We start from the raw sequence: 14,462 nt of genomic DNA, 5'->3' as shown, positions 1-14,462 counted from the left end.
CTTGGCTCATAAGTTCATTGTACTTCATCAAAGCGCATTCCTCCCGACACCGACCCTACGGGTACAGTGCGGGGCTCCTGCGATTTCTAGCTGAAGGGACAGGATCGCGCATCCAGGGTTCTCGAATAGCGATGGGACTTGTCGGGATCCCATCTAGAATAGGCGACAACCGGGCGAGAGAGGAGGTGAGCTGGCGGGTGACCTTCGCCCAGTGGCTGGGGCTAGGGGCGCTGTTGGGCCTGCTAGTTCTGCTTTGGCAGATCCGGCAGATCCTGCTGTTGGTGTTCGCGGCCATTGTGTTGGCAGTAGCATTGGATACCTTGGCCCAGATCCCACAGCGCTACGGCTTTCGGCGTGGCCCCTCAATTGTCATCACCAGTTTGACGGTTTTGGTGGCCGCGATCTTGGTGGGGCTAATCGTGGTGCCCCCCCTGGCGGAGCAGTTGCGGCGGCTGTTTACCGATGGGGTGCCCGCCGGGATCGTGCAAGCGCAGCGGCTGTTCGAGAGCTTGATCCTCTCTTTGCCGACGGATATTGAGCTGCCGACGCTGCGGGAATTGGCCAATAGCTTGGTGCCCCAGGCCACCGAGTTGGTGCGACAGGTGCGCGACTTTTTCTCCGAGTCCTTCACTGCCTTTTTTGGCACCCTGCTCAACCTATTGTTTGTAATCATCCTCACCATCTTGTTGTTGGCGGATCCCCAAGCCTACAGTCGCGCTTTTGTCTCGGTTTTCCCGGCCTTTTACCGTCCCCGCATTCGCTACATCCTCAAGCGCTGTGAGCTGGCGCTGCGAGGGTGGCTGATGGGGATCCTGTTTACCAGCACCTTGGTGATGCTGCTGAGTGGGATCGGGCTGTGGATTTTGGGGGTGCCCCTGATCTTGGCCAATGCGGTGCTGGCGGGATTGTTCAACTTCATCCCCAACATCGGCCCAACCCTGAGCGTGGTGGCCCCCATGCTGGTAGCCCTCACGGATGCCCCTTGGAAGTCCTTGGCAGTGCTGGGGCTGTATATCCTGATCCAGCAGTTGGAAAGCAGCGTCTTCACCCCCATCGTTATGTCCCGACAGGTGTCGCTCCTGCCCGCCCTAACCCTAGTAGCTCAAGTTACTTCAGCCTTTTTCTTTGGGGTGCTGGGCCTGTTCCTGGCCGTGCCTTTGGCGGCAATCCTGCAGGTGTGGATTCAGGAGGTGCTAATTCGGGATGTCCTGGATCCCTGGCAGGGATCCCGATTGCGGCCCTTGCTCAGGTTGGAAAGTGGAGAGAATGGGATCCAGAGCTCCACCCAGGATCCCATCCCGCCGCCGCAATCGGTGCGAGATGGTTAAGGGAGCAATGCTCCTGGCTTGGCTCAACCCCATCAGCTTAGCCACACGACCGGCCCTTCCATTGGGCAGGAATCGACGTTCTCCCGACGGCTAGAGCCGGGGGATTCTTTCCCGTCGCTCCACGCTCCTCGCGCTTGACCGGTGTGAGAACGCGACAACTGGCAACTGCGCACCCAGGCAGAGGGGCATTGGGAGAACAGTGAGACCTACGGCCCGCTGCGCGAAGGGCATTCTATCAACTTTCTATCAACTCAAGGACTCCGTCCCGCTATTGCTCACCTGGCAAGGCCGGACTGTGGAGTCCCGGCGGGAAAAGCCGCAACCCCTGCTGGCGCACTCGCCGCTCCTGGAAAGGGATAGGGGTCACGCGCGGCAAAGGCGTAGCCACAGGCTGGGGAGTTGAAGTGGGGACAGGTTGTGGAGAGGGCTCAGGCGTAAGCTCAGGTTCGGGAGTGGCTACTACGGGCGGTGGCGTTGGAACAGCCGGGATCCCCTCTGGTGTCGGACGGGGGCGGCCCAGTTGAAAGCGCGGCTGGCGACGAGGTGCAAGCGTGGGCGTCGCCTCTGGCGTTGGAGTCGGAGTGGGTGTGGGTGTGGGCGTCGGGCTGGGTGTTGGCGTCGGAGTAGGAGTGGGCGTGGGTGTCGGAGTTGGCGTTGGCGTCGGAGTAGGAGTGGGCGTGGGTGTCGGAGTTGGTGTTGGCGTCGGAGTAGGAGTGGGCGTGGGTGTCGGAGTTGGTGTTGGCGTCGGAGTAGGAGTGGGCGTGGGTGTCGGAGTTGGCGTTGGCGTCAGCGTTGGGGTGGGCGTGGGTTCCGGAGTTGGCGTTGGCGTCAGCGTTGGGGTGGGCGTGGGTTCCGGAGTCGGCGTGGGTGTGGGCTGCGGCTGCACAATGGCGAGGGCCTCTTCGGCTTTTAGCTCCCCCCGAACCAGCTTGGAGAGGGTGTCTTGGCCGCCAGGGGTGTAGGTGATCTCGCGGGCGGCGCTGTTGAACACATTGCGGATGGGATCCCCTTTGCTGTCCACCAGTTCCAGCACCATCACATTGCGACCGGGCCTGAAGCCCTTCAGATAAAAAGACTCCCAGCGATCCAGCAGGCCGGATTGGCCGTTGAGGGTGTAGCGGATCCGCCAATCCCGTGGCAAGTCACTCAACAGGCTCTCCCGCACCGGGGCATTGGCCAGCCAGAAATCCACCAAGATTGGCTCGGCCCCGTAGCTGCCTGTGGGGCGGTTGTAGGTGAGCAGGGGCAGTTGCGGCTGTGGTACGTACTCAGGGGTGGGAGCTAACACGTGAAAGCTGACCTGGGCATAGGCTTCAGAGTTTTTGAAGCTCTCGTGCCAGGGTTTGCCGGCAAACACCCGCAGAGTATGGGATCCCGGCTCCAAATCCTTGAAAACGAGGGGAGCATCGGCATCGTAATGGGCGATGTAGGGCCGGTTGTCCAGCACCACGTGCAGATGAGGGCCAAGACCCAATTGCGGATCTTTGAAAAGTGGGTACCCTTGCACCGCGAAGCGAACGGTTACCTGCCGCTCTGGCAACACCTCACCTGGCTTGGGGCTGAGGATCTGAACTTGCGGGCGACAATACTGCAAATGGGCATCCAGCTTGGCAATCTCCGGGGGAACCGGCACGCGCTCTAGCTGGGGAAGCTGTTCCTGCGGGGGTTTAGGCGGGGATCCCCCACAAGAGGCCAAAACGAGGGCGGCCAACAGACAGATCCACCATCTCAACAACCCCCACCTTCTCAACCTGGCATTTCCCGCGTGTTCTTGCATGAGCCTTACATCCCAATGCTCTTTGTATCCTGCCGAGCCGCAGACAAGCCATCCCCACATTACCAGCATGTGTCCTTTGGGGAAGATCCCTTCCCCCGCCCTAGAATGGGATCAACTGGCCTGGCTCCAGCCGGGTCGGAGACACTTTTGAGGTCGTGTATGGCTCTGTTGGCGATAACAGCTCTTGCGGGCATGGATCTGGCCCAGTGGCAAGCTCTGCTCAACAACGTGGCGTTTGCCATTTCTCTGGGGGCCATGCTGTTCTACTGGGGTGGGGCAGCTTTTCCCCAGGTGCAGCTTTTGGCCGAATTGGGCCTAGCGGGGATGATCGGGGCAAACTTGACGATGGCCGCCCTGTTGACGGCCCGCTGGATCGATGCAGGCTACTTCCCCTTGAGTAATCTGTACGAGTCTTTGTTTTTCCTGGCCTGGGGGATCACCGCTTTGCACCTGCTGGCCCTCCACTGGAGCCGCAGCCGCTGGGTGGGGGTCATGACTGCCCCAGTTGTAACCGGGATCGTAGCCTTTGCTGCCTTGGTGCTGCCGGAAGATATGCAGGTAGCCCAGCCCCTCGTGCCGGCTTTGCAATCCAACTGGCTGATGATGCACGTGACTGTGATGTTGCTGGCCTACGCAGCGCTGCTGGTGGGATCCCTTCTCTCCATCAGCTTTCTCATCGTCACTCGCGGTCAGGAAGTGCATCTCAAGGGCAACTCCCTCGGCCTGCAATTTCGCCCTCCCCAACCCCAAACCCATCCCGAATGGGCGGAGGCCACCCTGCCCTCCCCTGCTTCGGAACTGGCCTATGCCGGCCTCCGCTCCCCCCGCCCTGCCCCCTCGTCGGCTGAGCTCCCTCCCCAACCGGCCCCAGAAGGGATCCCCTGGCAACGGCTGAGCCTGGCAGAAATCTTGGACAACACCAGCTACCGGCTGATCGGGCTGGGGTTCCCCCTGCTCACCATCGGCATTATTGCCGGCGCCGTTTGGGCTAACGAAGCCTGGGGTACCTACTGGAGCTGGGATCCGAAAGAAACCTGGGCCTTGATTACCTGGTTGGTCTTTGCCGCCTATTTGCACGCCCGCATCACCAAAGGCTGGCAAGGCAGACGCCCCGCCCTCTTGGCCAGCTTAGGCTTTGGGGTGGTTTGGGTATGTTATCTGGGGGTGAACTTTCTGGGCAAAGGCTTACACAGTTATGGCTGGTTTTTCTGAGGGAATTTTTCTCAAAAACCGGCCCGAGTTTATGGGTATTCTGGTGCTGGCAAGCCGTAGTGGATCCCTTCGAGGAGAAAAACGATGCGACTGTTCAACTACCTGATCTTGTTTTCAGCCCTCCTGGCCATTGCCCTCTTTGCCATGCAAAACGCCACCCCGGTCACGGTTACTTTTGCCCCCGGCGTCAGCGTTGAAAGCCCTCTGGTGATGGAACTTCTGGCATCTGCCGGGATTGGGGCCGCCCTCGCCTGGCTGTATAGCCTCTGGATGCGCGTACAGTTCAGCATCGAAGCCCGGGAAAAAAATCGGCAACTGCAGGAGAAGGAGGTCACCATCACCGAACTCAAGGAAATGGTGGTGGAGCTGGAAGCCAAAGTGAAGCAACTGCCCCCCAGCAAGCGTGCCGAACCCCAAGAGGACATCCAGGATGTGAAAGAAGTGGCCACCGAGGGATCCCCTGCCTAAAATCCCCAGGTTGACCCACAGGCCGTTGAGGTAGAATTGAACTTCTACTTGCCCCTCTCCCTAGCTCATACTTCCTATGCAGGTTATCCAAGAAAAACGCCCTGGCAGCCGGGTCGGTCTCAAAATCGTGGTAGAAGCCGACCGGGTGAAGCGCTCCTACGAAAAAACCTTGCGTCAACTGGAGCAGAATATCCAAATTCCGGGATTCCGCAAGGGCAAGGCCCCCCGCAATCTTGTTGTGCGTCAGGTGGGCCGCGAGCGCATCCTGGCCAGTGCTGTGGATGACCTGATCAGCGAGGCCATTCAACAGGCTTTCAAGGAAGCTCAGCTCACCCCCATCAGTCGGTTCGAGCTGGATGACGAGGTGGGGCAGCTCTTGGCTCAGTTCAACCCCGAGGCAGACTTCAGCTTCTCGGGATACGTTGAGGTGTACCCTGAAGCTCGCGTTGGCCAATACAAAGGGCTGACCGTTACGGCAACCCGTGTTGACGTCAAGCCTGAGCAAATTGACCAGCTCATCGACCGGTGGCGGGATCAGCGGGCCACCCTCTTGCCGGTAGAAGATCGGCCTGCTCAGTTGGGGGATGTGGTGGTGATCGATTTTGCAGCCCGCGATGCAGAAGGCAATCCCCTCGACGAGATGACCACCCAGGACTTCCAGCTGGAACTCAAGGAAGACAACTTCATCCCCGGTTTTGTGGCGGGCATCGTGGGCATGCAGCTCGACGAAACCAAGGAGATTGCAGCCACCTTTCCCGATGACTACTTCAGAGAAGAGGTGGCCGGGAAAACGGTTACCTTCATCGTCTCCCTGAAGGAGATCAAGGCCAAAGAGCTGCCCGAATTGGACGATGCCTTTGTGCAAGAGATCAGCAGCTTCCAAACGGTGGCCGAACTGCGGGAGCACTTGCAAAAGCGCCTTGAACAGGATGCCCTGAGACAATCTGAGGAGAACCTGGAAACCGCCCTCCTCAACGCCATCTTGGAGACTACTGAGGTGGATTTGCCGGAAACCCTCATCGAACAAGAAACGACACAACTGCTGGCCCAGAGTCTCCAGGCCCTGCGGCAGGAAGGCATCAAGCCGGGGGAGCTCCGTAAGTTCTTGTCCGAGTTGCCTCCCGAAACCCTTAACCAGTTGAAAGAGCGCCACCGACCCGAAGCCATCGACCGGCTGCGGCGCACCTTGGCCCTGAGCGCCATCGTTCGGCAAGAGCAAATTGCCGTAGGCTCTACGGAGTTGGACGTGGAAGTGGAAGAGGTGATGGCGGCCTATGCCCAGCAAGGCCAAAAGCTGGATCGGGAACGAGTACGCCAAGCCGTCTATGAAGGCTTGCTGACCGACAAGGTGATGGCTTGGCTGAAGTCTCAGACCACGGTCAACTGGGTTGATAGCGAGGGGAATCCAACCCAGGCACCTACTTCTTTGGCAGGCTCAGAGGAGAGGGTTGAAGTGCCAGAGGCCGAGTTTGAGGCCGATGAGCCAGAAGCAGAGGTATCCGGGATCCCTGAGGCAATTGAATCCTCCTCAGAGACGGCTACGGGGGCGGAAACGGATGGAGAAGCTGCAGCTGCGGAAGCCGAGCCAGCTACAGAAAAGGCTGTAGAAGCATCCCCTGCTGAAACCGTCTCAGCCTCTGCGGCAGAGGCAACGCTCCCAGTTGAGGAGAAAGCGGCAGAGACCGCTACAGAGATCCCGGCAGCAGAAAAGCCCAAGCCGAGCAAAAAGGACAAAAAAGGCAAGTGAATGCGCTGGGGATTTTCTGGCTGAGGGCATTTCCTTCAAAAGCAAGGGGGCGCAGCCCCTAGTGTTCCAAGTCGCAAAAAATAGATATCTACCACTGCTGGCAGTGGCAAAGGGGAGCGTTTAGGGTTTATCCTATTCGCAACATCTGCAAGAGGGCAGGCTGCCATGAAGGGATTTGCGCGCGTACTTGGGGCTTGGGGGATCCTCACCCTGATCGCCGGGATCTCGCCCGGCAGCGCTGTGGGCCAATCGGCCTTGCCTCCTGTGCCCATCATGCCCTCGGATCCCCAAGGTTCGTTTCCCGATCCAGGGATCCCGGCAGCCCCTTCCCCTCCCCGTGAGCCGGTCGGGCTGGATCTCCGCCATCTGGTGGGATTGTTCATCAACGAGTCCTTGGGTGCAGGCAACCAAGCTGCTGCAGTCAGTTACAACGACCTCTACACCCGCCTGTTGGCCCGAAGCTACGGGGATCCCCGCCCCCCCATTGAGGTGGAGTACGAGTTCATTCAAGAGATCCTGCGGGAGTATGGGGATCCCGCCGATCGCTTCTGGGATCCGCAAGCTTTCAAGGACTTGCTCAACCGTCCCCGTCCTCCCGTACAAGCCCGCGGGATTGGCCCGCGCCAGGTTTATTTGGCAGTGCCGGATCTCACCCCAGCCACGGCTCAGCAGATCCGCCAAACCCTCTACACCCAAGACTACAGCCAGGGCATTGTCCTCGACCTGCGCGGAGCTGTGGGCTACGACCCCCAAGTGGTGGCCGATGTGGCGCGCCTATTTCTGCCCCGCTCCGTCCAGCCGCTGCTGATTACCGAAGACCGATTTGGGCAGCCCACCCTCTGGAACAGCGAAAATCTGCCCATTGCCGCCGGGATCCCGTTGGCCGTTCTGGTGGATGGCAACACCCGCCAGGGGGCCACCCTCCTGGCTGCCCAGTTGGGAGCCAGCGGCAGCACCCTCATTTTGGGGCAGCCCACCCAGGGCAGCGAACGACAAACCCGCTTCTTTGCTCTCCCCTCCGGCGCGGCGGTGGAACTGGCCGTGGCCACCTGGAAAACAGGGGATGGTCGCTCTTTGGAGCGGGGTCTGGTGCCCTTGCAGACCGTGGAAGGAGATGACAATGCTTGGCTGAATGCCGGCCTGCAAGCGCTGGCCTTGCCCCCCCGGCGACCTGCCCTGCCCCCACGGCCTACAGTGCTGGTGCAAGAGGGTCGAGTCGGTCGCTTTGAGCTGGGCATGGATACCCGCAACGTGGATACCCACCTGCTGGGCAATGTCGATCAGATCCCAGCGGCCTCTGGAGCCAATGTGTTTCAGCCCAACAGCGACTTGAAGATCTTTTACCTACAAGACTACATCCTCTTCACCTACCGTCATCCGGGCATTGTGGATAGCTTTTTCGCCAACCGCATCTACACCACCCACCCGGAAGCCATGACCGGCGAAGGGATCCGCATCGGCTCCACCTATTCGGAAGTGATCGCCGTTTACGGCGGGCCCGGCGAGAACGGCTACAACGAGGTGGTACCCTATCCCAAGGGAAGCCGAGAATATCTGCGCGACGACCGCTACTACGTCAACTACGATGCCCTGGGCCTGGCCTTTGCCTTTGAGGTGGGATCCAACCAGGTCACGGCCATTGGCCTGTTCAAGCCGGGGAGCTGAAGGCGAGGGCAACTGGGGAATCTCTGTTGGCTTGCCAGAGGGTTCGGGGATCCCGCCCATCTCCACGTTGTCCCCTGCCGGAGAAAAGTTAATCGATTGTTAATCTTTTTGTCCTGATCTCTCAACATCGCCCGGAGCGATGCGGTAGATTAGTGCAGCAACCCCCGCAAAGGGGATTTTTTGTGCCATCTACGGACTGTAGGAGAAGCTCTTGGCAAACGTCGTGGTTGTCGGTGCCCAGTGGGGCGATGAAGGAAAAGGGAAGATCACCGACCTCCTCAGTGAAAAGGCCCATGTGGTCGTCCGCTATCAAGGTGGGGTGAATGCAGGGCATACCCTGGTGGTGGGGGGCCAAACCTTCAAGCTACACTTGATCCCCTCTGGCATTCTCTACCCCGACAAACGCTGCATCATCGCCAGCGGCACGGTGATCGATCCCGAGGTTCTGCTGGCCGAGATCGACCAACTGCATCAATTGGGCATTTCCACCGACAACCTGTTCATTGCCGAAACGGCCCACGTCACCCTGCCCTACCACCGGGTCATTGACATCGCAGAAGAGGAGCGGCGTGGCATTTACCGGCTGGGCACCACCGGCCGGGGCATTGGCCCCACCTATGCCGACAAGGCCGAGCGCATGGGCATTCGCGTCGTGGACTTGATGTACCCTGACCAGCTGCGGGAGCGCCTCAGTTGGGCCATTCCCTACAAAAATGTCTTGCTGGAAAAGATCTATAACTTGCCGCCCTTGGATCCCGAGCCAATTATCGAGCAATACCTGGCCTATGCCGAGCGGCTGCGCCCCTATGTTACCGACGCTGCTCTGCTTCTCACCCAAGCCATCGAAGATCGGGAGAACATCCTGTTTGAAGGGGCTCAAGGCACCCTGTTGGATCTCGACTACGGCACCTACCCCTACGTCACCTCCTCCCATCCCATTGCCGGTGGCGCTTGTATTGGCGCTGGGATCGGCCCCACCAGCATTGACCGGGTGATCGGGGTGGCCAAAGCCTACACCACCCGCGTTGGCGAAGGCCCTTTCCCCACCGAGCTCAAAGATGAGATCGGGGCGTACCTGGGGGCAACCGGTGCTGAATTTGGCACCACCACAGGGCGACAACGGCGCTGCGGCTGGTTTGACGGGGTAATTGGGCGCTACGCGGTGCGAATCAATGGCCTAGACTGCCTGGCCATCACCAAACTGGATGTGCTGGATGGCTTGGATGAGATCAAGGTGTGCGTGGCCTACGAGTACCAGGGGCGGGAAATTCGTCACTTTCCCAGCGATGCCCGGGTTTTCGCCCAGTGCAAACCCATCTACGAAACCCTGCCGGGCTGGAAATGTTCCACCAAAGATTGCCGCTCCATCCAAGACTTGCCCCCCGAAGCCCATGATTACCTGAAGTTTTTGGCACAGTTGATGCAGGTGCCGATTGCCATTGTTTCTCTGGGGGCCAGCCGCGACCAGACGATTATCGTCGAGGATCCCATCCACGGCCCCAAGCGGGCCCTTCTCTACCCCAATGGTGGCAAGCGCGCCCACGCCCTCATGCCCGACTGAGTGGGCTCAAGAACAATTGGGAACAAGGGCAATCATAGGGCAATCATTAACAATGTAGTGATCAAATGCTCAGTAATGATCAATGTGAGTTAAGTTATGGTCATTTCAGGTTAGGGTGAAACGCCTAAGCTACGGAGAAAAGCCTTCCGGCCCTGTGCGTTCAACGTCTTAGGTGTGGATGCAGTGTCCTAGTTTATAGTCATTTAAGAGGGAATAAAACTGTTCCGTTGTCTTGCTTCCCAGCTCCTCACTGCCGAGCGAATAGGAAGCGTCTTAATCTAACTTGAAATGACTCTAATGGTTTGAGAAAAACAATATTGCCGCAGTTGGGCCAGTTCTACCTCACTGAGATCTTGCCACTGGCCAGGAGCAAGCCCCGCCAGAGAGAGGGGCCCCAGTCCAACCCGAACCAACCGCAAAGTTGGGATCCCAACAGCGGCAGTCATGCGGCGCACCTGGCGATTGCGACCCTCCCGCAGCGTCAGTTCCAGCCAGGTGGTGGGGATGGAGCGGCGAAAGCGGATGGGGGGATCCCGTGGCGGCAGGGTGGGTTCCTCAGCCAAGACTTTGACCTGGGCCGGGCGCGTTTTTCGCCCTTGGATGATCAGCCCCTGTTGCAGCTGTTGCAGGGCTTGGGGGGTGGGGATCCCTTCCACCTGAACCCAGTAGATGCGCTCATGGCCGAACTTGGGATCGATCAAGCGGGCATTGAGGCGACCATCATCGGTCAGCAGGAGCAGCCCTTCGCTGTCGCGATCCAGTCGCCCCACCGGATAAACCCTGGGCACCGGGATAAAAGACTGGAGGGTGGGCCGTCCCTCTCGGTCGGTGAATTGGGTGAGCACGCCATAGGGCTTGTAGAACTTGAGATAGCGCATGACACACAAAACAACAAAACTGTGAACCCAACCTTTCCAATCTTTAAGATTTGGCAGAAAGATTTGGCAGAGCGGCTTCAACGGTAAGATCAAGCCTTAAGGAGCAATATCCCTCCATCGCCAGCAGCGTTTGACGGGGCTCACCCCATGACCATAGACAACAACTTACTCTGGGTTTTGGTTGGAACAGCAGGGCTCTCTCTCCTCAGCCTGGTGTACGTGCTGGTGGATGAGGGCAACAAACGTCGCCGCTACGAACAGCAAAAGGAAAAAGAAGCTGCTCAGCCACCTGCGGTTGTTCCTGCAGAAGAAGCCGGGATCCCAGCTGCACCTCCTCCTTCTGCTCCTGAACCTGTTGCTGCTCAGCCCGCTTCAGCGCCACACACTGCTGACGGGTTCCCAGAAGCGTCGCGTAGCGATGACGAGGAGCCAGAAACCTCCCCGGAAGCGGTTCGCGCCAGCAGGACAGAGTCCTTGCCCAGTCCTGAGGACTCTGCTCTCCCCAAGGAGCCGGATACAGGGCCTGACCCCGCAGAGGAAATGCCGAAAGATACCCCATAACAGTTTTTTTCGGTTCTGGGGAAGTTCTGGGGATAGATGGGATCCCCATCCCGCAAGAGGGGAGCTTCATGCCCTCATCAGGGTTTGCTCTCCGTAGCGCAGCATCATCTCCAAAGCCGCGAGACGGTTGCCCCAAACTTGAACTCGATAGGGGTTGCGCAGAGATTCCAGCCGCATCCAAGTGGCAAGATTGGTTTTCAAGTTGCCCAGTTGCTGACGGGCTTGTTCCAGGGCTTCCGGGGTGGGATCCGCTGCCAAGGCCGCCAGGGATCCCTGCACCCGCTCTATTTGCTCCATCCATTGGCTGTGCTCCCACAACCCCAACCGTTTCTGCTCGAGCAAAAACATCCACTCCTGCCGCAGCGCCTGGAAGCGATCCCGAACAGCCCCAAAGGGATCCCGATAGGGAATGCGAGTCGAGGCAATGGCGGAGGACCTGAGGATGGCTTCCAGCTCTGGGGTAAGCTGCCGCACCGAGAATAAAGCAAACCCCCCGGTGGGCAAATCCCGCACCACCTGCAGTTGATCCAAGAACTCGACGGGCGGCAAGTTCAACAAATTAAGGCTGGGGACGAAGAGGGTGGAGAAGCGGCTGACAATTTCCAAATTGGGCTGCACCAGTTGCGCCAAACGCCGTGTATTGCCCGCATAGGTGAGGGGGATCAACAGATCCAGCTCCCCTGCCTGGATCCACTCTTCCCAGTTCTGCTGCAGCCTTTGCAGGCGCTCCTGCTTGGGCAGAGCATAGACAGCTGCCGAGAGGATCACGCGCGGGTTGAGGGAGCGGGCGGTGCGGGCAATGGCCTCCACCACCTCGTTCACCTGCTGGGTGCGGTAGCGGGTCCACAACTGCCAGAGGGAGCGATCCCTCAAGGGATCCAACTCCAGCGGATCGACGCCGGACAACTGCTGAAACCCCTGACGAGCGGCCCGACCGAAGCCAAACACCTGGCGGCTGGCAGCGTTTTGGAAGGGATAGCGGATGTAGTCCAGGTGGATTCCGTCTACCTGGTAGTCTTGCACTAGCTCGCGGGTAAGAGCCAGGAGATAGCTGCGCACCTGCGGATTGGCTGGGTCTAGCCAGGTTTCCGGCTGCCCGCGCGGGAACAGACGGCCACGATTGTCCAGATTGGCCCAATCGGGGTGAGCCGTCAGCACCGGGCCGATGTAGTCTTGGGGCAAGTTGATCTCCGGCAGCAGATTGTGGCGGGTGTTGCCCACCGCAAGAGTCCAAATCCAAGCGTGCAATTCGAGGCCCCGCTCATGAGCCAAGTGCACCGCCGCCCGCAAGGGATCCCAGCCACGGGTGAGGGGGTTCTGTTGGGGGGCGACGCGGCTGGGATGAATGGCAAAGCCAGCATTCATCGTCTCGAAAAAGACGGTGTTGAGGCCAGCCTGAGCCAGGCGATCGAAAATCTGAGCCAGCCCTGCCTCAGAGCCTGCCTCGACAATGGTGCTCCGATCCAGCCAAATGGCCCGTACCTCAGACAAAGCCGTCAACCGATCCACCGGGTAGTGGGCCCACAGATCCGCCCGTGCCTGTTCAAAAGCCTGCCGCGCCTGCTCGTATTGCCCTGCCTCCACCCAGGCCGGTAGCTGTTGCAACACGCTGCGGGCTTGCTCCAAAATGGGCTTGTACTCGGCTGCTTCTACCCCCCCTTGAGTGGCCCGAGCCAGCAACAGGGATCCCTCTACCCGACCCAGCAAGCTCCCCAGCTCTTGGCGCATGGCCAGCAACTCCAGGGTGTTGATGGTGCTCCGCACCGCTGGCAAAGGGGATGGGGTGGCAGCAGCCTGTCTGAGGGCAGCGAAACGGCCTTGGGCCCGGCGCAGAGCCGCTTGCAACCACTCCCGATCCAACTGCGCCGTCTCCTCGGGAAACTCCCCCCAACGCCAACCCAGGTACACACTCTGGCGGCTGGCAATCACCGCATAGGCATTGTCCCCCATGTCCACCTCTTCCCAGACGGCCACCAGACGACTTTCCGGGCCGGTGGGCAAGAGGGCTCCCCCGGCAACCACAAAGTGCTCCGCACCGCTGGCGCGATCGGCCGCCTGAACGCTGCGGGCCCATGCTTCAGCAAACTCTGTCAGGCGCACAGCACTGGCCAGAGGAATATCTCCGCTCCAGTAGGCGCCAATCAGGCTGCGTAAGGGATCCCGTGCCTCAGCAGGGATTTCCAGCGGGCCGCTGACGATCAACTGACCCCCTTCCTGTTGCATCCATTCGGCGAGAGCATGGGCTTGAGCAACGGTTAGGCGATTCACGTTTGGCAAAAAGACTGTGCTGCGCCCCCGCAAACCTGCTGGCTCGATCCCGTCGATCACCTGGTAGCTGAGGCCGCTCTGCTGCAGTTGCCGCTCGATATTGGCCCAGTTCTGCCCTGGCAAGCGTACCACCGTCAGAAAGTGCTCCGCAGCGGGGACAGCGCTTTGGCCGTGGGCAACCGGGGATCCCGTCCAAACCAGCAGACCCACCCAGAGGAAACCCAGACAAACTGCCAGGGGCTTGAAGGATCTTAAGATGAAGCCCCAGAAACGATCCCTCACCACCCCAGACCAGCCTGCTTGAGGACTCCGTCCCGCCAAAGGACTGGGGAACCGAACCGCCAACAGCATTGGATCTCCTTTCTTTGAAGACCATCCGTCAGGAGCGCGGATATGAACCTGCACCCGCCCAGACCATTCAACATTATTCAATTCAACAATGATGTTGGTGAGGATCCCTGCCAGTGGAAGGGGGAAATCCCCAGGCGGCGCTAGGGCAGGCGAGGGATCCCGTTGCTTGTCCAGGTTGAGAAATAGGGCTTATTTTGGAGTGTGACATACTCCCGCACTCATGCTGACGCAAAGCGCTCCGCGCCGCTAACGCGAAAAGGACGTTTCCTGCGCTTGAGGACTACGTCCCGCTGACGCGAAAAGAACGGGATGCCCCACCGCCCTGTGCTTGATGTTGATGGCCGCATGGTGGTCGCGCTCTAGTTCTAGCCCACAATGGGAACAAGAATGCCACCTGTCTTGAACCGCTTTCGGTACTCTTTGACCGCACCGAGAGCAGTTTTGACTGCTGCCGTTGGGATTCACTGCAATCGCCCTCAGCCCAGCTCTTTCAGCCTTGACTGCCAGCATTTGCAGAAATTGTCCCCACCCAGCATCATAGGTAGATTTTGCTAGGTTGTGTTGATCTTTCATTTGAGCCAAAAGAGAGCACTGACGAGATAGAGAAAACTCAAGAAGTTCCTGGCCAATTTGTCAAAACGAGAAA

10 protein-coding genes and 1 pseudogene are annotated in these 14,462 nt (G+C 59.4%); 7 read left to right on the top strand and 4 right to left on the bottom strand.

Annotated elements, in window-relative coordinates:
- The first annotated feature begins 185 nt into the window (after nt 1-185).
- Complete coding sequence (locus ACVWZG_RS13445; RefSeq protein WP_414357479.1) at nt 186-1,328, top strand: AI-2E family transporter; 1,143 nt, start codon at nt 186-188, stop codon at nt 1,326-1,328.
- A gap of 268 nt (nt 1,329-1,596) precedes the next feature.
- Here the strand turns inward: ACVWZG_RS13445 and ACVWZG_RS13440 are convergent, their stop codons facing one another.
- Nucleotides 1,597-3,165 (bottom strand): hypothetical protein, encoded by a 1,569-nt coding sequence (locus ACVWZG_RS13440; protein ID WP_457407447.1) that lies wholly within the window; start codon nt 3,163-3,165, stop codon nt 1,597-1,599.
- A 99-nt stretch (nt 3,166-3,264) separates the two neighbouring features.
- On the opposite strand from ACVWZG_RS13440, the gene ccsB reads away from it, so the two are divergent.
- The 5 genes from ccsB to ACVWZG_RS13415 all read left to right on the top strand — a co-directional run bounded on the left by ccsB (nt 3,265) and on the right by ACVWZG_RS13415 (nt 9,758).
- Complete coding sequence (ccsB, locus tag ACVWZG_RS13435; RefSeq protein WP_457388776.1) at nt 3,265-4,317, top strand: c-type cytochrome biogenesis protein CcsB; 1,053 nt, start codon at nt 3,265-3,267, stop codon at nt 4,315-4,317.
- 84 nt (nt 4,318-4,401) lie between these two features.
- Nucleotides 4,402-4,785, top strand: a complete 384-nt coding sequence (locus ACVWZG_RS13430; protein WP_011431755.1) for a LapA family protein — start codon at nt 4,402-4,404, stop codon at nt 4,783-4,785.
- 76 nt (nt 4,786-4,861) lie between these two features.
- Nucleotides 4,862-6,532, top strand: a complete 1,671-nt coding sequence (tig, locus tag ACVWZG_RS13425) for a trigger factor (protein WP_457407441.1) — start codon at nt 4,862-4,864, stop codon at nt 6,530-6,532.
- Between the two features lie 165 nt (nt 6,533-6,697).
- On the top strand, nt 6,698-8,197 hold the full coding sequence (locus ACVWZG_RS13420) for a S41 family peptidase (RefSeq protein ID WP_414522847.1): 1,500 nt from the start codon (nt 6,698-6,700) through the stop codon (nt 8,195-8,197).
- Nucleotides 8,198-8,408: 211 nt separating this feature from the next.
- Nucleotides 8,409-9,758 (top strand): adenylosuccinate synthase, encoded by a 1,350-nt coding sequence (locus ACVWZG_RS13415; protein WP_011431751.1) that lies wholly within the window; start codon nt 8,409-8,411, stop codon nt 9,756-9,758.
- 278 nt (nt 9,759-10,036) lie between these two features.
- On the opposite strand, the gene ACVWZG_RS13410 is transcribed toward ACVWZG_RS13415, so the two are convergent.
- Nucleotides 10,037-10,636 (bottom strand): pseudouridine synthase, encoded by a 600-nt coding sequence (locus tag ACVWZG_RS13410; RefSeq protein WP_041436950.1) that lies wholly within the window; start codon nt 10,634-10,636, stop codon nt 10,037-10,039.
- Nucleotides 10,637-10,783: 147 nt separating this feature from the next.
- Here ACVWZG_RS13410 and ACVWZG_RS13405 point away from each other — a divergent pair, with 147 nt between their 5' ends.
- The gene (locus ACVWZG_RS13405) at nt 10,784-11,197 is read left to right on the top strand and encodes a hypothetical protein (RefSeq protein WP_011431749.1); all 414 of its coding nucleotides are present in this window, start codon (nt 10,784-10,786) and stop codon (nt 11,195-11,197) included.
- Between the two features lie 66 nt (nt 11,198-11,263).
- On the opposite strand, the gene ACVWZG_RS13400 is transcribed toward ACVWZG_RS13405, so the two are convergent.
- Entirely contained in the window at nt 11,264-13,816 is a 2,553-nt protein-coding gene (locus tag ACVWZG_RS13400; protein WP_457407444.1) for a glycoside hydrolase family 10 protein, read from the bottom strand.
- 246 nt (nt 13,817-14,062) lie between these two features.
- A pseudogene (locus ACVWZG_RS13395) lies at nt 14,063-14,371 on the bottom strand (zinc ribbon domain-containing protein); the annotation flags it as partial.
- Between the last annotated feature and the right edge of the window lie 91 nt (nt 14,372-14,462).

The sequence above is a fragment of the Thermostichus sp. OS-CIW-33 genome (genome assembly GCF_054059615.1).
The sequence above is the reverse complement of the archived record's forward strand: the minus strand, read 5'-3'. Positions and strand labels throughout refer to the sequence as shown.